Origin of the sequence: Streptomyces sp. NBC_00259 (assembly GCF_036181745.1) — a bacterium.
Classification (GTDB): domain Bacteria; phylum Actinomycetota; class Actinomycetes; order Streptomycetales; family Streptomycetaceae; genus Streptomyces; species Streptomyces pratisoli.
This window is the reverse complement of sequence record NZ_CP108080.1, coordinates 7,429,434-7,448,888: the sequence shown is the minus strand read 5'-3', so window position 1 is coordinate 7,448,888 and position 19,455 is coordinate 7,429,434. Positions and strand designations below refer to the sequence as shown.

Below are 19,455 nucleotides of genomic sequence, written 5' to 3'. Positions count from 1 at the left end.
CGGAGGGTTCGTACCCGCTGCCCATAGCCCTGCGCGAGTGACTCGTCGCGCAGGGCCGAGCGCGCGAGGGCGCTCATCCACGGCGAAGCTACGCCGCCTTCCTCTCCAGGCGGAGTGCCGACGTGGAACGAGAGCGTGAGTCGAGGAACGCGGCGATCTTGCTCGGACTGAACACCCACATCAGCGTGTGAATGCCGTCCTTCGCGGCCGCTATCGTCACGAAGGTCGTGGGCCGACCGTCCCGGTGGATCATCGCTGCGGACCGTCCATTGGCCTGCACACTCCGGATGTCCGCCCCGCTCCAGAATCTCGGATTGGCGGTCGCCAGGTTCGCCACCCGTGCGCGGCCCAGAACCTGGACGCGAGCAGCGCCCACATGGCCGTTGCCGTCGGACAGACTGACGGCATCCGGCACGAGGAGAGCCTCCAGCGAGGCGACATCTCCCGTTCGCGCCGCCGAGAGGAAGGCTTGGAGAAGCCGTCGGTGCTCCCCCGTGTCCACGGTCTCCCGCTGGTCGGTGGTGAGATGCTTGCGGGCCCGACTCACGATCTTCCGCACGTTGACCAGACTGAGTTGAAGGATGTCGGCGATCTCGGCGTAGTCGTAGTCGAAGGCCTCTCGCAGGACGTAGGCGGCCCGCTCGTTGGGATTCAGCCTCTCCAGCACGAGGAGCAGGGCCAGCTCCAGAGCCTCCGCCCGCTGAGCGCCCACTTCCGGGTCGCTGCTCGTGTCGATGGGCTCGGGCAGCCACGGGCCTATGTACGTCTCACGGCGCACACGGGCGGACTGGGCCACATTGATGGCCAGCCGAGTGGTGGTTCTCGAAAGAAACGCCACAGGGCTCAGCACTGCCGAACGATCGGTCCTCTGCCACCGCAGCCACACTTCCTGAACCACGTCCTCGGCCTCGACCGCGCTTCCGAGCACACGGTATGCGATACCGAAGAGACGTGGACGGAGCTCCACGAAGACAGAAACGGCCCGGTCCAGGGAACCCTCAGCGCAAGGCGTCTCACGATGCATGATCCTGCTGTCTCCATTCCTCGCGCCGTCGAGTGGCGCGATCATGCGGCTTCGTGATGTTGCCTCCATCGCCCGCTGCTCCACACGCGTCCGGATCTTTGACCGGGACCAGCCCTGTTCTGTGACAGCTCGGGCGCGCCAAGGTGCGTTAGTGATGCGTAAACGGTGTGAAGTCGGACGCCAACGCGCGGTGACACCTGGCGCCGGCATCGCGCTCTCGCGTCTCCACTGTTCGGTGCACCCGGGCTCTTCGGCACACGTGTGGTCTGCCCACGTCATCTGTAGTTCGGGGTGCGCTCCTGCATATGATGGCAGGGGTACCCATCCCGGCGCCCGGGCCGAGGAACACAGCAGGTGAGTCGGCAGGGATGCAACAAGAAACGTTGAGGATGAGAGGAACACATGGTCTCTGTAACCCGCGCGGCTCATAACATCGAGATCACCGCTGAAAGTCTCCAGGCGGACCTGAACCGCCTCGAGGTCCAGAAGCAGGCCCTGGAAAGGGAACTGGCCGCAGTCGTTGCGCATCTCGACTCCCTCCAGCGGGCCCTCGGTGCCCTCAAGGCCCTGGCGCTCGACACAGCCGGCGCGGCCGCAGGGGACTCTGCGGGTTCCACGGGCTCTGCGGGTTCTACGGCCGCCGGGCCGGGCCAGGCATCGGCGCGCGTGGTACCGCAGACCGACATGTCCTCCTCCGGGTCCGCGAAGGTCGCGTCGAAGACCGGAACGCAGACGAAGACCGGACCGCAGGTTCAGCGGTCCGAGAGCCGGAAGAGCGCAACGGGGCCCGCCACCGCAGCAGCAGCCGTCGACGCCGAGCGCCACAGCACGTACGGCCGGCTGACCGAGCAGATCGTGGAGTACTTCGCCACGGTCGGCGACGCGGATGTGCGTGCCCGCGATGTCGCCGCGGCCCTCGGCCGGGACGCCGACAGCGGGAGCATCAACGCGGTCCGGAGCACGCTCGATCGTCTGGTCGGCGCTTCCCGTATCCGCCGGACCGGCCGGGGCCTCTATCGCGCCGGCCGTTCCTAGCCGACGGGCCGGCACCGGCAACCGTGCACGGGCCGGGCCTGGCTCCGGGCGCCACCGGCGGGGGATCCTGTGGCGCCCGGAACACTCCACCTGCCCGGCTCTAGGTGGGCAGGTGCATCGCGCTTCGGACACCCCCTCACGGCAGTGCGTACGGTGTCCAAGACGCTGTGAAAGCCTAACACAATGTTTCTCCCGATCGCCTGTCACCACAGCCGCCGGCGAGCATGTTGTCAAACAGTGGTACATCTTTGCGCTGACTGCGGTGTCACGGGGAAACGGCAGGTGGGCGAGGGTGGCGTGACGAGCCGATGCGGCCCGGAGGCACGATGCGCGACGCGAACCCGTGGCCGGTGATCCCGCAGCGGAGAACAGGTTGTTCGACGGCGCCCCGCCTTACACTGAACACAGCATGCATACAGACTTCGATCCCGATCCAGACCCCAGCAGCGGCAGCGGCAGCGGCAGCGGCGACAGCGTGGACGCCATGCTGGCGCAATGGAGTCGGTGGCTGCCCGAACTGGATGTCTCGTCGAGTGCCGTGATCGGGCGGCTGCTTCGTGCGGCACGCCTGACCGAGGAGCGGTTCGCGGACCAGCTGCGACGCAGGGATGGCAGGGCCGTCGCCAACGTGGGGGACTTCGACGTGCTGCAGACACTGCGCCGGGCAGAGCCTCCCTATGCGCTGACGCCCGGACAGCTGAGGCGGTCCTTGCTCGTCTCCTCCGCCGGACTCAGTGGGCGCCTCAACCGGCTGGAACGTGCGGGCTGGATAAGCCGCACGACGTCGCCGGACGATCGGCGGTGTTCACTGGTCAGCCTGACGGAGCAGGGACGGAAGGACTTCGACGGTCTCATCGAGTCCCAACTGGCCCTGGAGCGAGAACTCCTGTCCGTGCTGGAGCCCGAGGAACGGGCCGCCGTTGCCGCCGCCCTGCGGAAGCTGCTCCTCAGCCTGGAATCGGCGCCGTGAACCGGCTCAGGGCGGTCGCGGCAGTCGATTCCGCCATGCGCTCGCCTTCCACGGCCATCTGCTGACCGCCGTGAAGCGGTGCGGCGTACCGCCTCCGCGCCACGGGTACTGCCCGGCCCCGGTCTTCCCGGTCTGCCGGTCTTCCCCGTCTGCCAGGCCCTGGGCCGGCCAGTCAGCCGGCGGTGCCAAGGATCACCGCGATGCACAGGCTGAGCATCGCCAGGGCGATGAGCGTCGTCGCGCCGTACACACCCCGGCGCAGCTGTGCATAGCGCTTGGCATGGTACTTCTCCACCGCTGCGAAGTGAGCGGCCATGTGCTGCGACATCCTCCGGGAAACCCGGATCTGCTCCTCCACGTACCACCACTCGATCTCGGCTTTCTGCCCCTCGCTCAGCCCGGTCACCCGTGCGGCGAACTCGGCCGCACGGTGGTGGGCGCTACGGCGGTGGGCTTCCCAGTACAGGAATCCTTCGATGTCGGTCAGGCCGCGTGCGGCCTCGTCAGCAGTGTCCATCGTGGGGCCTCCAGGCGGGGCGGGAATCGTTTGTGTGCACCGCATGGGCAAAGGCGCGTCACAACGGGTGCGCGGCATTGACAGCGAGGACGGGGCCACACGGGCACGAAAGCAACCCGGGCAGGACACACGGTGTGACCTTTGGCCCGGGGACGCCCGCACACGAAGGATGCGTGGTGGCCCGCCGGGATGCTCATCGTCGCAGAGCACCGGATCAATACCAAAATTCATCATATCTCGCTCGCGAGAGAAATAGACGCCGGGGTGGGATCCGCCGCCGACCGGCAGGACTTCCTTCGGGAGTGGCATCACAAGGAGTCACACCGAACGACAGGCAGTGTCCTTGACATGGACGACTCGGCGCGTGAATCTTGCTTGCACAACGATGGGAACGTTCCCATTCCCACGGTGTCGCCTCAGGAGGACCGCACGTGCTCGACCGCTCCATCAGATGGGGAATCCTCGCGACGGGCCCGATGGCCACAGCCTTCACCGAGGATCTCCGCACGGTACCCGGAGCGGACGTCGTAGCCGTCGGCTCCCGCTCGCAGCAGGCCGCGCAGGCCTTCGCCGACCGGTTCGCGATCCCCCGCGCGTACGGCAACTGGCAGGACCTCGCGGACGATCCGGACGTCGACGTCGTCTACGTCGCCACGCCGCACGCCCACCATCTCGCCGCGACCACACTCTGCCTCGAAGGCGGCAAGGCCGTCCTGTGCGAGAAGCCCTTCGCGCTCAACCGGTCCCAGACCGCGTCGATGATCGCCGCCGCGGAGCGACGCTCGCTCTTCCTGATGGAGGGCATGTGGACCTTCGTCAATCCGCTGGTCCGCCGCGCCCAGGAGATGATCGGCGACGGCCTGATCGGCCACGTCACCTCCGTGCACGCCGACTTCTCCGCGCGCGTGCCGGTCGTCGCGGGAAGCAGACTGCGCGAACCGGCCGCCGGCGGCGGAGCGCTGCTGGACCTCGGCACCTATCCCGTCGCGTTCGCCCATCTCTTCCTGGGCCCTCCGGACCACATCTCGGCCTGGGCGCATCTGAACGACCAGGGCGTGGACGAGAGCACGGCCATGGTGCTGGGGTACGACAGCGGGGCTGTGGCCGTTCTCTCCTGCTCCCTGGCGTTCGGCAGTGCCACCGGTGCCGTGGTGCACGGCACCGAGGGCCGGATCGAGTTCCCGGCAGACTTCTACAACCCGCGCAGGCTGGTGCTTCACCGCGACGGGCATGAGCCGCGGGTCGTCGAGGCGGAGCCCCAAGTGGGCAACGGCTACGGCCACCAGGCCCTGGAAGTCATGCGGTGCCTGCGCGAGAAGCGGACCGAGTCCGCGCTCGTTCCACTGCGCGGCAGCCTGGCCGTGATGAGCACACTCGACCGGGTCCGCGCGCTCGTCGGAGTCCGATACCCCGGCGAGTGAGCACACCGAAGCACCGCCAGTGGGCCGCGGCGTGGGCGTGCGTGTGCGTATGCGTGCGTGTGCGTGCGTGTGCGGAGGAACGGCCGGTGGGCCGGCGAGCGGCATGACACCACACTCGCCGGCCCGGAGGACCGTGCTCAGCCCGCTCAGCCCTTCGTCGCGTCAGGAGTCGCGTCAGGAACGGTCACCACGCCCGTGCGCGCGACGTCCGCGTACCAGCGGGCGCTGGCCTTGGGGGTGCGCTTGCCGGTCGGGTAGTCGACGTAGACCGCACCGAAGCGCTTGCTGTACCCGTAGCCCCATTCGAAGTTGTCGAGCAGGGACCACAGGAAGTAGCCGCGGACGTCGACCCCTGCTTCGATCGCACGGTGCACGGCCGCGAGGTGGCCCTGCAGATAGGCGATCCGGTCGGGGTCGTTCACCTCGCCCTGCGGGTTGACGTAGTCGTCGAAGGCGGCGCCGTTCTCGGTGATCAGGAGAGGCAGCTTCGGGAAGTCGCCCTTGAGCCGCAGCAGCAGGTCGTACAGACCGGTGGGGTCGACGGCCCAGCCCATCGCGGTGGTGGAGCCCGGAGGCAGGTGGAACGACACGTCGTCGGCTGCCGGCCAGGGGCTGTGCGCGCTGTTCCCGTGGCCGTCGGACCCGTGGCTGGACTCGCGTGCACCGCCCGAAACAAGGGTCGGTGTGTAGTAGTTGACGCCCAGGAAGTCGAGCGGCTGCCGGATCTCCTTGATGTCACCGTCCTGGACGAAGGACCAGTCCGTGAGGGACGCGGTGTCCCGCAGCAGGTCCTCCGGGTACGCGCCGTCGAGCATCGGGCCCGTGAAGACGCGATTGGCGAGGGCGTCGATCCGGCGCGCGGCGTCGACGTCCCGCTCGTCGCCGGAACGGGGCCTCACATGGTGGATGTTGAGGGTGACGGAGACCTGCGCGTCGGCCGGAAGGTTCGCGCGAAGAGCCTGGACGGCCTTGCCATGGCCGAGGTTGAGGTGGTGTGCCGCACGCAGCGCGGCCACGGGGTCGGTGCGTCCGGGCGCGTGGACCCCGGAGGCGTAACCGAGGAAGGCGCTGCACCAGGGCTCGTTCAGCGTGATCCAGGTCCGCACCCGGTCGCCCAGCGCTTCGGCCGCCAGGCCCGCGTACTCGGCGAAGCGCTCCGCGGTGGCGCGCTCGGGCCAGCCGCCCGCGTCCTCCAACTCCTGCGGCAGGTCCCAGTGGTAGAGGGTCGCGACGGGCTGGATGTTCTTCTCCAGGAGTTCGTCCGCGAGCCTGCGGTAGAAGTCGAGTCCCTTCTGCACGCTGGGACCGCGGCCGGTCGGCTGGATGCGGGGCCAGCCGAGGGAGAAGCGGTAGGCCCCCACACCGAGGTCGGCCATGATGGCGACGTCCTCGCGCCACCGGTGGTAGTGGTCGGTGGCGATGTCGCCGGTGTCGCCGTTGCGCACCTTGCCCGGAGTGCGGGAGTAGGTGTCCCAGATGGAGGGCGTTCGCCCGTCCAGGGTGGCGGCGCCCTCGATCTGGTAGGCGGCGGTGGCGGTGCCCCAGGTGAACGACGAGGGGAACGTGAGTCCCGCGGGGGCCTCGGTCTGGGGCACGACGTGCCCATCAGCGATATCCACGAGGGTCCTTCCGGAAGTGCAGTCAGTCAATGGGTGACGCGGAGAGGGGAGCGGGTGCACGGGGTGCTGGAGGGGCGTCGCGCACCAGGCGGGATTGGTCGGACACCCCCTAGCCCTTGACCGCTCCCTGCATGATGCCGCCGACGATCTGGCGTCCGAAGACGACGAACATCGCGAGCAGGGGGAGGGTGCCGAGCAGGGCACCGGCCATGATCAGCGACTGGTCGCGGACGTACCCTGCGCTGAGTTGGGTGAGGGCGACGGGGACCGTCGGGTTGGTCATGTCCAGCACGATGAACGGCCAGAAGAAGTCGTTCCAGGCGTGGACGAACGTGATCATGAACAGGACCGCCATCGCGGGCCTGGCGACCGGCAGGACGATGCTCCAGAAGATACGGAGCGAATGCGCGCCGTCCACGCGGCCGGCTTCGACGAGTTCGTCGGGTAGCGCGTCGGCCAGGTACTGGCGCATGAAGAAGACGCCGACCGCGCTGACCAGGGTGGGGAAGATGACGGCGGGCAGCTTCTGGCCCCAGCCCAGGTCGGTCATCATCATGAAGAGGGGCACGACCGCGAGTTGCGGCGGCACCATCATCGTCCCGATGACCAGCATGAGCAGGACGTTGCGGCCCTTGAAGCGCAGCTTGGCGAAGGCGAAGCCGGCGAGGGTGGCGAACAGGACGGTGGACACGGCGATGGTGCCCGCCACGATCAGGCTGTTCAGCATGGCCTTGCCCAGTGCGGCGTCCTGCCAGGCCTTTCCGAGGTTCTCCCACAGGTGCGGACCGGGCAGGAAGGGCGGCGGTGTCTGCGTGACACGGGTGTTGTCGGTCGACGCCGCCACCATCGTCCAGTAGAGCGGGAAGAGCGAGAGCACCGCCGCGACGGTGAGCAGGACGTACGTGGCGGGGCCCGCGTGGTGCTGCCGGCCGGCGCGGAGCCCTTTCGGCAGTCGGAGGCCACGGCGCCTGCCGGGCGAGGTCCGCGGCGCGTCCTTGCGGGCCGGGAGCGTGTCGGTGGTCATCGTGTGCATCTCCTGGTCAGGACGGGCGCGAAGAGCGCCGCTTGAGCAGGCGCTGGAGGGCGAAGACGAGGATGAGCAGCAGGAACATCGCCCAGGCCACCGTGGCCGCGCGGCCCATCTGGTAGTTCTTCCAGCCCTCCTCGTAGAGCAGCAGTCCGAGGGTCTGGTACTGGTTGTCCGCTCCTCCAGTGATGCCGTTCGGTCCCTGGCCGAAGATCAGGGGTTCGCCGAAGAGCTGGGTGGAGCCGATCGTGGACAGCACGATCGTGAAGACGATGGTGGGCCGGATACCGGGAATGGTGACCTTCAGGAACTGCTGCCAGCGCGAGGCTCCGTCGATCGCCGCGGCCTCGTAACGGTCGCGCGGGATCGCCTGCATGGCGGCGAGGTACAGCAGGGCGTTGTAGCCGGTCCAGCGCCAGATGACGATCGTGGAGATCGCGATCTGCGCAGCCCACTTGTTGCCCTCCCAGTCGACGTTGTCGACGCCCACCAGGCTCAGAATCCAGTTGATCATGCCGAAGTCGCGCTCGAAGAGCATGGTGAAGACGAGCGCCGCGGCACCCACCGATGTCGCGTACGGCGTCAGGGCCGCCACCCGGAAGAACGTCGATCCGCGCAGCCGGTAGTTCAGAAGGTGAGCCAGCCCGAGCGCCATGAACAGCTGCGGGACGGTGGAGAGCACACCGATGGTGATGGTGTTGGACAGGGCGTTCCAGAAACGCTCGTCCTGTACCAGGCCGACATAGTTGTCGAACGCGACCCATTCCATCAGGTCCATGGAGGCGAGCTCGACGCGGTGGAGCGAGATCCAGGCCGTATGGAGGAGCGGGTAGAAGCTGAAGGCGGCGAAGATGACGAAGAACGGGACGATGAAGGCGTAGGGCGCACCGTTCAGGTCCAGGCGGTGGAGCAGTGTGCTCCGTCGGCCGGTCCGTCGTCTCTGCCGGTCCCCGTGGGTGGGTCGGTCAGGGCCGGCGGGCTCTGCGGTGGGCTGTTCGCCGGCCGCCGCGGTCGAGGTCTGAGTGGCCACCAGGGGTCCTTACGTGGAACGTGGGCGGGCTGGGCACACCCCGGCGACCGTCACGCACGTGGTCGTGCGCATCTGGCCGCCGGGGCGTCGGGGGACGTCAGCCGACGGCCTTCTGGATGCGCTCGTCGGTGGTCTTCCAGGCCTTGTCGGGGCTCTGGCCCTGGGACTCGATCAGGCTCAGGCCCTGGGAGAAGATGTCCTTGATCGTTCCGTCCTTGCGGCCCAGCACCTGCTCGTCGGGGATCTCCTGCGCGGCGGCGCCGAAGATCTGGCCGATGGAAGCGCCGCTGAAGTACTCGGACTCGGCGTTCGCCACCGCGGGTGCGGCCAACGCCTTCTGCGAGGAGGGGAAGTTGCCGATCTTCTCGAAGAGGCGGGCCTGCTGCTCGGGAGCGGTGAGCCAGGCGACGAGCTTCTTCGCCTCTTCCTTGACGGGGCTCTTCTCCATGACGCCGAGGAAGGAACCGCCCCAGTTGGCGCCCTTCGGTGCCTTGGCGACGTCCCACTTGCCCTTGTTCTGCGGGCCCGCCTTCTCGCTGATGTGGCCGAGCATCCACGCCGGGCACACGGTGGTGGCGAACGTGCCGTTCGCGAGGCCGGGGTCCCAGCCGGGCTGGAACTGCCGCAGCTTCGCGGTCAGGCCCGAGGTCGCGGCCCCGGAGGCCAGGTCCCAGGCACCGGTGACGACGGGGCTGTCCTTGTAGATCAGCTTCCCGTCCTTGTCGTAGAACTGCTGGGAGCTGCCGTAGATCATCGCGTTGAACAGGCCGCTGGCGCTGTCGGTGAAGGCGACCTTGTCGCCCTTGAAGCCGGCCTTGAACTGCTTGCCCGCCGCAACGTACTTGGCCCAGTCGCCGTCCCACAGCTTGGCGACCTGCTCGCGGTCGGTCGGCAGTCCCGCCTGCGCGAAGAGGTCCTTGCGGTAGCAGACGGCCATGGGGCCGATGTCCGTGCCGAGCCCGATGACCTTGCCGTCCTTGCCCGTGACCTGGCTCAGCTTCCACGGCAGGAAGTGGTCGGTGCCCGGCACCTCGGACAGGTCGACGAACTTGTCGGCCTGGGTGTCGACGAGTTCCTTGGCGCGTCCGATCTCGATGCCCTGGATGTCCTTCAGGCCGCTGCCGGCAGCCAAGTGCGTCTGCAGAGCGGTGTAGTAGGTCTGCTCGTCACCCGCGACGTCGGCCTCGATCCGCACGTTCGGGTTCTTCTTCATGTACTCATCAAGAAGCCCCGTCTCCTTGAACCCCATGACGCCGAACAGGCCCATGGTGATGGTGGTCTTGCCGTCCTTGACGCCTCCACCGGTCCCACCGGCGTCACCGCCGCCGCATGCGGAGAGAAGACCAAGAGCTGCCACTGCCGATATGACGGCGGTGCCTCTCGTACGCAACAGCTTCCGGGTGCTCTTCATGTGTGTGTCCTCCCAGGCGGCGCAGACGCACCGGAGTACGGGTCAACCGTCCTGCCGGTTGACCCGAAGCAGAGAATGGGAACGTGCCCAAACGCGGTGGGAACGTTCCCACCCGACGATGGAAGATTGACTCTTGAACAAGCCTTGTGTCAAGAACGTGAAACCACTTTGTTGCCAACAGATGTTGTGGGAGTCATGCCGGCGCCGGTCCCGTTCGTGTGGACATCTGGCACAATGCGCTGGCGAGCGGCTCGCAGGGCCGGGGTGAACGAGGAGAGGCGCATGGGGGCACAGCATCGGCCGACCATCAAAACCGTGGCCGCGCGTGCCGGGGTGGGCCGTACCACGGTTTCACGGGTCATCAACGGCTCCACGCTGGTCAGCGACGAGGCCAGGGAAGCGGTCCTCGCGGCCATCGCCGAGCTCAACTACGTACCGAACTCCGTCGCCCGCGGCCTGGTGACACGGCGTACCAACTCGATAGCGCTGGTGATCCCGGAGTCCGAGAGCAGACTGGGCTCGGAACCCTACTTCTCCGCCGTCATCCGCGGTGTGAGCACCGTCCTGACGACCACCAGGACACAGCTCCAGCTCGTGCTCGTCCGTGACAGGGAAGAGCGTGACCAGCTCACGGACAGTGTGGCGGAGCGCAGGGTCGACGGTGTGCTGCTGGTCTCCGTGCACGAGCACGACCCACTGCCCGGCATTCTGGAGAACCTCGGCCTGCCCACTGTGCTGGCCGGGCGCCGCGGCCCCGAGGAGTCCCTGAGCCACGCGCGCGCCGACAACGTGGGAGGCGCGAGGGAAGCCGTCCGGCACCTCGTCTCCCGCGGTCGAACCACGACCGCCACCATCACGGGGCCCCTCGACATGGATGTCGGCCGCAGCCGGCTTCAGGGGTGGAAGGACGCTCGGGGCGAGGCAGGACTGGCTGCCGACGAGCGTCTTGTTGCCACGGCCGACTTCACGGAGGAAGGCGGGAGGCTCGCCATGCGTTCACTTCTCGAACGTAATCCGAACCTCGACTCCGTGTTCGCCGCGTCGGACGTCATGGCCGCCGGTGCCATGCTGGAGCTGCGTCGGCAGGGGCGGCGGATTCCCGACGACGTGGCCGTCGTCGGATTCGACGACTCCTACATCGCTCGCTACGCGCACCCCGCCCTGACCAGTGTGCGCCAGCCGGTCGAGGAGATCGGAGGCACGATCGCCCGCCTGCTCCTCGACGAGATCGCCCATCCCGGCGAACCGCGACAGCACATCACCCTTCCCACCCAGCTCGCGGTACGCAGCTCGTCCTGACGCTCGCGGTACGCAGCCCGTCCAGACGCTCGCGGTGCCTAGCTCGTCCTGACGCTCGCGGTACGTGAACGGCCTGGCAACACCCCACCCCGGCACGGGGGATCTCGTGCGCGCCGGCGTTGGCAGTGCCTGCGGTTCAGGAGGGGCGTGGGGCCCGCCTGTCCTTGCGTTGCTCCAACTCGTCCTCGTCGACGAGGACGAGCATGGGTTTGTCCGGCTCGCACATCATCGTGACGATGAACCGACTGGGCACGTCCGTACGGTTGTTGCCGTCCTGGTAGTGGATCACGTCGCCGCCGGGCTCCCAGAACGCCTCCCCGGCGCGGATCACGCGCTCGGGTTCACCCTCCAGCTCGAACAGCATCTCGCCTTCCAGGACGTAGCCGAAGGCCGGCCCGAAGTGGCGGTGCGGAGGGGTGCCAGCGTCGCCGGGAGGAAACTCGACGAGGAGAGTCATGGCATGTGCTCCCTCCGGGAAGGAGGGTGGCTTGGCCTCCTGAATGACGGTGACCGCGGTCTTCCAGGCCTCGGATCGCTGCCCCTGTCCTCCCGGGGAGTTTGCCGCCGGTTCGTTGTTCGGCATCACGTCACCTCCGGTCTCGGCGCCGATACGCAGAGCCGATCAGCCAGCCGCACCACAGCTACCGGGATCAGCCTGTGTGGCCCGGAGCTGCCTCGTCGCGTGGATCAGGCACCCGTCATCGTCGTCCGCGCCCTGGCTGTCGACGGCACGGCCGGATATCTGGAAAGACTACGCCGTCTCCGCGTAGGCCACCTGCCGTTGCGCTCCCAGGACGTCGGGACGCGGCTGTGGCCTCAGGTGATGGATCACATCGGTCGGCGACGGTGCGATCACGGCCGACGGTGGTCCGGGGTCACGGGGTCCGGGGTCACGGGGTCACGGGGTCACCGCCCGCACCGTTCCGAGAAGACAGGACCAGCAGATGTGATCCAGGTCACATCTACCTCCTGTCACAGCTTGCCGGGCTGTCCCGTCAATAGTGCGTAACCGCAGTACGGCCTAGGAGGTTCATCATGGACGCCCGTATCAACTACTTCGGTAACCCCGTTGCAGGCAAGATCCTGAAGCACATCAACTCGGCGAGCAAAGTGGTCTCGGACTCGACGCTGCCCGTTGCGACGCAGGAGCTGGTGAAGATCCGCGCCAGCCAGATCAACGGCTGCGGCTTCTGCACCGACATGCACACCAAGGACGCGGCCGCCGCCGGCGAGACCGCGCTGCGCCTCAACCTGGTCGCGGCCTGGCGTGAGGCCAAGGTCTTCACCGACGCCGAGCGTGCCGCGCTGGAGCTGGCGGAGCAGGGCACCCGCATCGCGGACGCGGCCGGTGGCGTCACGGACGAGGCTTGGGCGAACGCCACCAAGCACTACGACGAGGACCAGCTCGCCGCCCTGATCTCCCTCATCGCCGTCATCAACGCCTACAACCGCATCAACGTCATCAACCAGCAGCCCGCCGGTGACTACCAGCCCGGCCAGTTCGGATAACCAGAGATACCCACCCATGAGGGGTGGGATGTCCGTCTCCGCGCCCCCCGACCATCGGCGCGGAGACGGACAGAGGGACAGGCCGGACGGACTCAGGACTGAGGGACTCAGGGACTCAGGGACTGACGGTCAGGCAAACCTGAACGAGCCATCATGGAACGTAAGTTGCGTCGAGAGCGAACCTACGGCTGCAGGCCGTACGGGGAGTCAGTCATGAGTAGGTGGCTTCCGCAACGGTCGCGCCCGCAGACGAGTCCCCATCGCCCACCCGGCAAAGCCTTCCGTAATCGACAACAGTGTGTCCGCCTGCCCCTGGGAATCGAAGGCAATCACCCGCGTCGGGGAATCCGTGATCGTAGAAACTGTGCCGTTTCCCGGTTTGTAGCATGATGAACCCAGAGGCCGAAAGGGAAACCATGCACGCTGGGAACGGCACATCCTCGCTCGACCAGGCCGCGAGGGAGTTCACCGCAGCGCGCCCACAGCTTTTCGGCATCGCCTACCGAATGCTCGGTAGCGCGGTGGAGGCCGAGGACATCGTCCAGGAAGCCTGGCTGCGATGGCAGAATGCCGACCGCACCGACATTCGTGAACCGGCAGCCTTCCTGACCACGATCACCACACGTCTGGCGATCAACTTCGCCCAGTCGGCCAGGGTGCGGCGAGAAGCGTACATCGGGCCCTGGCTCCCGGAACCGATCGATACGAGCACGGATCCGTACGTCGGCGCCGAGAAGAAGGAAGCACTCGAGCTCGCGGTGCTCTTTCTCCTCGAAAGACTCAACCCGACGGAAAGAGCCGCGTACATCCTGAGGGAAGCGTTCGACTACCCGTACAAGCAGGTCGCGACCATGCTGGAGACGAGCGAGGCCAACTGCCGCCAACTGGTGAGCCGGGCCCGGAAACACCTGGCCGACGAGCACAGGCAGCCCGTCAGCCAAGCTGATCACCGGCGGCTGATGGAGGCATTCGTCTCGGCGGCGCAGACGGGAAATCTGTCACAGCTGGAAGAGCTTCTCGCCAACGATGTCGTCAGCTATGCCGACGGTGGAGGAGTGCGCGGGGCATCGAAGATCCCGGTCGTCGGACGTGACCATGTTTCCAAGTACCTTGCCGCCTTCGCACCGCGCTTCTGGCCCGATACCAGCATTCGATGGGTGGAGGCCAACAGCCAGCCGGCTGTCCTCGTCCTGCATGGCGAGAACCCCGTGGCCCTGTTGTCCATCGAAACGTCGGACAAGGGTATCGACCGGCTCATGTGGGTATTGAATCCGACCAAGCTTTCCCACTATATGGCGTCCCTGAACAACTGATCCCTTCTGCCGAGGCCAGGGCGCTTTTGCCATCAAGACCGTGCGGCACAACACGCTGTGACACCTGCCCGGAATGTGAATCCACGGTTCCGCCAGGAGCGCCGGGAAACAGGGCGGGTGTCCAGGCGGGTGTCCAGGTGGGTGTCACAAAGAAGCGACCCTCTCTGTCTTACCTGTAACAGGATGATCAGCCGGCCGTGAGCGGCCGCTTGAGAGAGGTCGGCCAATGAGCGCACGCACCGTGTCAGTACGTGAAGGTCAGCACCTGGTCCGCACCATCGAGGTGGGCCCCCACCGGCTGACTGCGGACGCGTCGGAGCCCTTCGGCACGGACGCGGCTCCCACTCCCACGGAGCTGGTTCTGGCGGCGCTCGGGTCATGCACCTCCACGGCGGTCCGCGGGTATGCGAACCGGCACGGGTTCCAGCTGCAGAGTGTCGACGTGGATGTGCGGGTCGATCCTCCCAACGGTCCGCGACAGCAGATCGTCAGGAGCATCCGACTGGTCGGCGACCTCGAAGAAGAGCAGACAGAAAAGCTGTTGGCGGCCGCCGGCCGCTGCCCTGTGCACCGGCTCCTCACCGAGTCCGTCACGGTAGTGACCCAGCCCACGATCTTGGCGGCGTCCCACCGGTCCGCCGACCCTGAACTGTCGGCGTGACCCAACGCCGGACCTGAGCCGCGACGGCTCCGTGGTCACGGCAATGCGGCACTTCAGGGGCGTCCTGCCCGCACCGCCCGGCAGCTGCCGCGACAGCGAGGGGCGACGGTCTCGGCGCATCACTCAGGACGAGGCATCCGTCGCCGACCGCTACTCCTCGCCCACGGCAGCCTGCCGGGTACGGCGAAGAATCCATCTGCCCGGATGGAAAGTCCATCCCGTACCGGTGCCGCAGGACCCCACGCTTCCGCTTAGGCCATGTCATGCACATTGCCATCAAGGAGGAAGCGCACATGCTCCGTGCCAGAACGCTCTGTGTGAGCGCCGTTCTCGCCGTCGCCGCCTGCCTGGGACTCGCCGCCCCCGCCTCGGCGAGCGGGGCGACCCCCGGCAGCTACACCAACTACGCTTTCCCGGCAGGGACCAGCACCCTGACCGACGTCACCTTCGCCACGACGGTCGAGGCCGACCCCGGCCGCGGCAACGTCTTCTGGGCACACCAGTTCGGCTTCAGCAGCGGAGTGGGCGGATACATCGGACAGCAGCGCTGGCGTACCGGCAGCGGCATGTTCCTGTTCTCGCTGTGGGACGCGACCGCGGCGAGGCCGGGCTCCACCGGCACCTACTGCCAGACGTTCGACGAGACCGGCTCCGGCTACACCTGCCGCTACAACCAGGCGTTCACCGCGGGACACCGCTACACCTTCCGAGTCTCCCCCGGCACTCCGGACGGCTGGTACCAGGCCACCATCACCGACACCACGGCCGGCACGTCCTTCGTCCTGGGGAGCCTCCAGGTCGGCGCCGGCGCGCGGATCAACGCCGGTGGAATGGTCGACTGGGTCGAGTACTTCGACTGGAACAACGACGCGGCGACCTGCCGGGACGAGCCGTACTCCAGGGCCCGCTACGACCTGCCCACCGGCACGAGCACCGGCGGCGGCACGGTCACGGCGGCCGTCAGCGGGACGTCGACGAGCAGCACCTGCAGCTCGGACGCGAAGGTGACCCAGGTCTCGGGCGGCAGCGTCCAGGAGGACGGAATCGGCAACTCCTCGTCGGGCTCGATCACCAGCACCGGTGGCAAGTGCGTCGACATCACCGGAGGCAGCAGCACGGACGGCACCCCGCTGGAACTGTGGACGTGCGGCGACGTCAACCACCAGAACTGGGTGCTCGCGGGCGACGGCACGGTGCGTGCGCTCTTCAAGTGCATGGCGGTGAGCGGCAGCGACGTCCAGCTCAGGAGCTGCGACGGCTCGGCCGCGCAGCAGTGGCAGCGAAGCAGTGGCGCGCTGGTCAATCCGCAGACGGGCCGGTGCCTGGACGCGGCGGACGGCGGCACCGCGGACGGTACGAGGCTGATCGTCTGGGACTGCCACGGCGGGACGAACCAGCGCTGGACCACACCTGCCTGACCGCGTCTCAGTGCCGAACTCGTGATCCGAACGCGGATCACTCGCTAGCTGAGCGCTGCAAGCGTGAAGTGCCGGACCTGAAGTGGTGCGACGAGGTACTCGTCCTCGCCCGGCAGAACCACGGGTTGGTCACGCCAGTGCTCGCCGGCGTAGCCGACCAGATCCTGTTCGCTGCGCCAACGACTGACGTACAGCAGCGAATCAGGCGGCGCGAGCAGTACCTCGTGGTCCACCAGCCCTGGGTAACGGCTGGGAAACTCGCGTACCGCAGAGACGATCATGTCGCGGAACGCCTCGAAACGTTCAGGACGGATGCGTGCCTCACTCACCCTGATGATCACGGTCGTCAGGGTGTCATGTAAGCAGACGCGGCGCCATCTTCCTGCAGCGGCCACTACGGGGTGATCCGAACTCGGCGCACTTGCTCGTCGCCGCCCTGGACGCCGCCCTGGATACCGACGGCCACGGAGACGCTGTCCGTGCGGCGCTGGACGGGGGCGGCGTCGGCCTCCTGGCCCGCGCCAGGGCCTCCTCGATCTGGGGCGAGCCCGCTGTACAAGGCACATCAGCAGACGGAGAAGAGATCAGTCGGAGGACCGCAGTGTCTGCCGAAGCCGTTCGAAGGCGGTGGGACGCGGCCGGTCCGACAGGAAGTCACGGATGCGGAGGGCACATTGCTCCGGGGTGAGGAGGCTGGTGTCCACATCGAAGTCGTGCAGTGCGTGGGAGTGCACCTCGTCGTACTGCATGGCAGCGAGTCCCAGCTGTCGGTCGCCACGCTCGCGCTCACGGCGCTCCAGCTCGGGCAGTGGGCAGCGGACCGCGATCAGGGCCGTGTCTTCGAGCACGAGCAGATCGAGGAGGTCCAGCAGCCGCCAGCGGCGGCTGAGTGGGTAGTCCACGATGAGGTTGTTGCCACCCGCCGCCATCCCGGCGACCGCGCGGTGGAAGCCCTTGGATGTGCGGTCGATCTCGGCCTGGAGGTCCTCGTCGGCTATGGGGCGGTTGCAGCGCATGGCGTGAAAGGCGTCCACGGGCATGTGGAACCACGTGCCGTCGAGAAGGCCGAGGAGTGCCTGCGCGATGCTGGACTTGCCGGAGCTGGACGTGCCGTTGAGCAGGATGGTCGTTCCCCCGGCCACGGTGTCGGGAATACGGGCGCGGGCCGGCTCGGCCGTGCCCGGAGCCGCCTCGGCCGCCATGTTGTCGTCCTTCCATCGGCTGGGCACCTGAGCGTGTTGCGTTCGCGCGATCATGACACGGGATCACGCCGGCGTGAGTCCGAGGAGTGCTGCTCCGGCTGACACATCCAGCAGTGGGCCCGCGAACGCCCTGCCGAAGTCCCCCCAGCCCGGCGCGAAGAAGGCTCTGCAGGAGATCTGCAACGCCGAGGACCGTGATCACGCGCTCAAAGCTCGTCGAGTCCGCCCAGGCCCGCTGGCGGGCCGTGAACGCGCCTCATCTTGTCGCCCTCGTATGTGCCGGAGCCCGCTGCGAACGAGGTCAGCTCGTCGAACGTCCGGCGACGACCCGCATCGCATGACGCACCTCTCGGAGGACGTGAAATGCGATGGACACGATGGTCTCAGCGGCCGTACCTTCGAGCGGTCCCAGCCTTCACGCGTCCGAGGAGGTGCATTTGATGACGGTTCAGGTAGTCGCGGCCAACTTCCGTCGGCCGCCCTCCCCAGCCGTTCTCACCTCCCTGGACCGAAGGAATCCCCATAGTGGATCTGCCACGTAGCTTCACCATCCGCGAGAGCAGCCATCGCCTCTGCAACCCGTTCACCAGCGAGAAGCTGGCCATCCTGGGCCAGGCCATCAGCCCGTCGCCGGGCACCCGCGTGCTCGACCTCGCCTGCGGCAAGGGTGAGATGCTGTGTACCTGGGCCCGCGACCACGGTGTGAGCGGCACCGGGGTGGACATCAGCACCGTGTTCGTCGACGCCGCCCGCTCGCGAGCCGTGGAGCTGGGCGTAGCCGACCGGGTCGGCTTCGTGCACGCTGATGCGTCGGGCCACGTCGCCGACGATCCGGTCGGAATCGCTGCCTGCATCGGCGCCACCTGGATCGGCTCCGGCGTGGCGGGCACCGTCGAACTCCTGCGGCGCAGTCTCGCTCCCGGCGGCATGATGCTGATCGGCGAACCGTACTGGCGCCGCGAGCCTCAGGACCAGGCCACCGTCGAGGGCTGCCACTTGGCCCGCAAGGACGATTTGCTCCCGCTGCCGGAACTGCTCGACCAGTTCGGCGCCCTGGGCTGTGATGTCGTCGAGATGGTCCTTGCCGATCAGGACAGCTGGGACCGGTACGTCGCGGCGCAGTGGCTCAACATCCGCCGCTGGCTGGATGCCAACCCCGACGACGAGCTTGCCGACGAGATGCGTGCGGAACTCACTGCGGCACCCGTCCAGCACGCCAGGTATCAGCGCGAATACCTCGGGTGGGGCGTTTTCGCACTGATGGACCGCTGACACACCACTCCGAGTGAGCCCCGGCGCCACCTGCCGGGGCTCATTCGCACGGCGCCTCGCCTCGAACGCCCCGAAAACCCGTGGGCTGAACACGCGCCACGTCATCCACAGATCTTGACGATCACTCATCGGCAAGTGCCGAGAGATCGTCGCCCGGCCATTTCGCTAGGAGTAGTTAGGCTGCTGATTCACGAAGCAAGGAGTGCTGCATGCCCGACGACAGGCACCGACTGGAGGCAGCCCTCGATCTCCTGCGTGCCGAGGTGGCGATCGGACGACCGGCGTCGACTGAGCTGACCGCTCGCGCCGTCTGGCCGGCCTTCGTCCGTTTCGGGCAGGAACGTTTTGACACAGCACCCACACCCGACTCCGACGGGCTGCTTTTCCAGTACGGCACATACTCTTTCGGCGGGCCACCGATGTTCACCGTGGACCTCACTCGGCAGTTCACCATCGTCGATGACCACGGCGAGCACGACCACTACATTCAGGTCCACTGCGAGCTCCGCTACGAATCCGATCCAGCTCCTGACGATCTCGGAAGCTTCCATTCGTGGTTCTTCTACGACACCGATGAAAGCCTCGACCAGTGGTTCGACACGGTGGGAGCCCATCTGCAGCCACTGCTCGATCGCCTGCCCTCCGAGATCAAGCTGTACAAGGAGAAGGTGTAGCGTCCTCGCGTTCGGCCGGCAGTCCAGCGCGGGGTCGGTCAACAGGTGCCGCC

Annotated in this window: 19 protein-coding genes; 10 read left to right on the top strand and 9 right to left on the bottom strand. The window is 67.4% G+C overall.

Annotation, left to right across the window (positions count from 1 at the left end):
* Positions 1–88: 88 nt before the first annotated feature.
* The gene (locus tag OG766_RS33325) at positions 89–1,024 is read right to left on the bottom strand and encodes a sigma-70 family RNA polymerase sigma factor (protein ID WP_266388613.1); all 936 of its coding nucleotides are present in this window, start codon (positions 1,022–1,024) and stop codon (positions 89–91) included.
* Between the two features lie 402 nt (positions 1,025–1,426).
* Here OG766_RS33325 and OG766_RS33320 point away from each other — a divergent pair, with 402 nt between their 5' ends.
* The gene (locus tag OG766_RS33320; RefSeq protein ID WP_266385053.1) at positions 1,427–2,059 is read left to right on the top strand and encodes a hypothetical protein; all 633 of its coding nucleotides are present in this window, start codon (positions 1,427–1,429) and stop codon (positions 2,057–2,059) included.
* A gap of 409 nt (positions 2,060–2,468) precedes the next feature.
* Complete coding sequence (locus tag OG766_RS33315) at positions 2,469–3,029, top strand: MarR family winged helix-turn-helix transcriptional regulator (protein ID WP_328727044.1); 561 nt, start codon at positions 2,469–2,471, stop codon at positions 3,027–3,029.
* Positions 3,030–3,201: 172 nt separating this feature from the next.
* Here OG766_RS33315 and OG766_RS33310 read toward each other — a convergent pair whose 3' ends face one another.
* On the bottom strand, positions 3,202–3,546 hold the full coding sequence (locus tag OG766_RS33310) for a hypothetical protein (RefSeq protein WP_266385058.1): 345 nt from the start codon (positions 3,544–3,546) through the stop codon (positions 3,202–3,204).
* Between the two features lie 431 nt (positions 3,547–3,977).
* Between OG766_RS33310 and OG766_RS33305 the strand changes: the two genes are divergently transcribed.
* Positions 3,978–4,967, top strand: coding sequence for a Gfo/Idh/MocA family protein (locus tag OG766_RS33305; protein ID WP_328727043.1), 990 nt, complete (start codon positions 3,978–3,980; stop codon positions 4,965–4,967).
* 146 nt (positions 4,968–5,113) lie between these two features.
* Here OG766_RS33305 and OG766_RS33300 read toward each other — a convergent pair whose 3' ends face one another.
* The 4 genes from OG766_RS33300 to OG766_RS33285 all read right to left on the bottom strand — a co-directional run bounded on the left by OG766_RS33300 (position 5,114) and on the right by OG766_RS33285 (position 10,054).
* Complete coding sequence (locus tag OG766_RS33300; protein WP_423247215.1) at positions 5,114–6,580, bottom strand: GH1 family beta-glucosidase; 1,467 nt, start codon at positions 6,578–6,580, stop codon at positions 5,114–5,116.
* Positions 6,581–6,695: 115 nt separating this feature from the next.
* Complete coding sequence (locus tag OG766_RS33295; protein ID WP_266385063.1) at positions 6,696–7,610, bottom strand: carbohydrate ABC transporter permease; 915 nt, start codon at positions 7,608–7,610, stop codon at positions 6,696–6,698.
* Positions 7,611–7,626: 16 nt separating this feature from the next.
* Positions 7,627–8,643: a carbohydrate ABC transporter permease gene (locus OG766_RS33290; protein WP_266385066.1), complete on the bottom strand. Its 1,017-nt coding sequence runs from the start codon at positions 8,641–8,643 to the stop codon at positions 7,627–7,629.
* Between the two features lie 97 nt (positions 8,644–8,740).
* Positions 8,741–10,054: an ABC transporter substrate-binding protein gene (locus OG766_RS33285; RefSeq protein ID WP_328727042.1), complete on the bottom strand. Its 1,314-nt coding sequence runs from the start codon at positions 10,052–10,054 to the stop codon at positions 8,741–8,743.
* A gap of 282 nt (positions 10,055–10,336) precedes the next feature.
* On the opposite strand from OG766_RS33285, the gene OG766_RS33280 reads away from it, so the two are divergent.
* Positions 10,337–11,353 (top strand): LacI family DNA-binding transcriptional regulator, encoded by a 1,017-nt coding sequence (locus OG766_RS33280; protein WP_328727041.1) that lies wholly within the window; start codon positions 10,337–10,339, stop codon positions 11,351–11,353.
* 136 nt (positions 11,354–11,489) lie between these two features.
* On the opposite strand, the gene OG766_RS33275 is transcribed toward OG766_RS33280, so the two are convergent.
* Positions 11,490–11,936, bottom strand: coding sequence for a cupin domain-containing protein (locus OG766_RS33275; protein WP_328727040.1), 447 nt, complete (start codon positions 11,934–11,936; stop codon positions 11,490–11,492).
* A 452-nt stretch (positions 11,937–12,388) separates the two neighbouring features.
* Here OG766_RS33275 and OG766_RS33270 point away from each other — a divergent pair, with 452 nt between their 5' ends.
* The 4 genes from OG766_RS33270 to OG766_RS33255 all read left to right on the top strand — a co-directional run bounded on the left by OG766_RS33270 (position 12,389) and on the right by OG766_RS33255 (position 16,254).
* Positions 12,389–12,862 carry a carboxymuconolactone decarboxylase family protein gene (locus OG766_RS33270; RefSeq protein ID WP_266385076.1) on the top strand — a complete coding sequence of 158 codons (474 nt, stop codon included), beginning with the start codon at positions 12,389–12,391 and terminating at the stop codon, positions 12,860–12,862.
* A 416-nt stretch (positions 12,863–13,278) separates the two neighbouring features.
* Entirely contained in the window at positions 13,279–14,175 is an 897-nt protein-coding gene (locus OG766_RS33265) for an RNA polymerase sigma-70 factor (RefSeq protein WP_266388618.1), read from the top strand.
* A 241-nt stretch (positions 14,176–14,416) separates the two neighbouring features.
* Entirely contained in the window at positions 14,417–14,836 is a 420-nt protein-coding gene (locus OG766_RS33260; protein WP_328727039.1) for an OsmC family protein, read from the top strand.
* Positions 14,837–15,129: 293 nt separating this feature from the next.
* Positions 15,130–16,254: a ricin-type beta-trefoil lectin domain protein gene (locus OG766_RS33255; RefSeq protein WP_328727038.1), complete on the top strand. Its 1,125-nt coding sequence runs from the start codon at positions 15,130–15,132 to the stop codon at positions 16,252–16,254.
* A gap of 44 nt (positions 16,255–16,298) precedes the next feature.
* Here OG766_RS33255 and OG766_RS33250 read toward each other — a convergent pair whose 3' ends face one another.
* Both OG766_RS33250 and OG766_RS33245 read right to left on the bottom strand, forming a co-directional pair.
* On the bottom strand, positions 16,299–16,595 hold the full coding sequence (locus tag OG766_RS33250; protein WP_266385085.1) for an antibiotic biosynthesis monooxygenase family protein: 297 nt from the start codon (positions 16,593–16,595) through the stop codon (positions 16,299–16,301).
* 243 nt (positions 16,596–16,838) lie between these two features.
* The gene (locus OG766_RS33245) at positions 16,839–17,456 is read right to left on the bottom strand and encodes a phosphotransferase-like protein (RefSeq protein ID WP_266388621.1); all 618 of its coding nucleotides are present in this window, start codon (positions 17,454–17,456) and stop codon (positions 16,839–16,841) included.
* Positions 17,457–17,981: 525 nt separating this feature from the next.
* Here OG766_RS33245 and OG766_RS33240 point away from each other — a divergent pair.
* Complete coding sequence (locus tag OG766_RS33240; RefSeq protein ID WP_266385088.1) at positions 17,982–18,728, top strand: SAM-dependent methyltransferase; 747 nt, start codon at positions 17,982–17,984, stop codon at positions 18,726–18,728.
* A gap of 209 nt (positions 18,729–18,937) precedes the next feature.
* Positions 18,938–19,402: a hypothetical protein gene (locus OG766_RS33235; protein ID WP_328727037.1), complete on the top strand. Its 465-nt coding sequence runs from the start codon at positions 18,938–18,940 to the stop codon at positions 19,400–19,402.
* Positions 19,403–19,455: the final 53 nt, after the last annotated feature.

Coding starts and splice junctions, on each gene's coding strand:
- OG766_RS33325 (WP_266388613.1), bottom strand. CDS start 1,024: ATGCATCGTGAGACGCCTTGCGCTGAGGGTTCCCTGGACCGGGCCGTT.
- OG766_RS33320 (WP_266385053.1), top strand. CDS start 1,427: ATGGTCTCTGTAACCCGCGCGGCTCATAACATCGAGATCACCGCTGAA.
- OG766_RS33315 (WP_328727044.1), top strand. CDS start 2,469: ATGCATACAGACTTCGATCCCGATCCAGACCCCAGCAGCGGCAGCGGC.
- OG766_RS33310 (WP_266385058.1), bottom strand. CDS start 3,546: ATGGACACTGCTGACGAGGCCGCACGCGGCCTGACCGACATCGAAGGA.
- OG766_RS33295 (WP_266385063.1), bottom strand. CDS start 7,610: ATGACCACCGACACGCTCCCGGCCCGCAAGGACGCGCCGCGGACCTCG.
- OG766_RS33285 (WP_328727042.1), bottom strand. CDS start 10,054: ATGAAGAGCACCCGGAAGCTGTTGCGTACGAGAGGCACCGCCGTCATA.
- OG766_RS33280 (WP_328727041.1), top strand. CDS start 10,337: ATGGGGGCACAGCATCGGCCGACCATCAAAACCGTGGCCGCGCGTGCC.
- OG766_RS33275 (WP_328727040.1), bottom strand. CDS start 11,936: ATGCCGAACAACGAACCGGCGGCAAACTCCCCGGGAGGACAGGGGCAG.
- OG766_RS33270 (WP_266385076.1), top strand. CDS start 12,389: ATGGACGCCCGTATCAACTACTTCGGTAACCCCGTTGCAGGCAAGATC.
- OG766_RS33265 (WP_266388618.1), top strand. CDS start 13,279: ATGCACGCTGGGAACGGCACATCCTCGCTCGACCAGGCCGCGAGGGAG.
- OG766_RS33255 (WP_328727038.1), top strand. CDS start 15,130: ATGCTCCGTGCCAGAACGCTCTGTGTGAGCGCCGTTCTCGCCGTCGCC.
- OG766_RS33245 (WP_266388621.1), bottom strand. CDS start 17,456: ATGGCGGCCGAGGCGGCTCCGGGCACGGCCGAGCCGGCCCGCGCCCGT.
- OG766_RS33235 (WP_328727037.1), top strand. CDS start 18,938: ATGCCCGACGACAGGCACCGACTGGAGGCAGCCCTCGATCTCCTGCGT.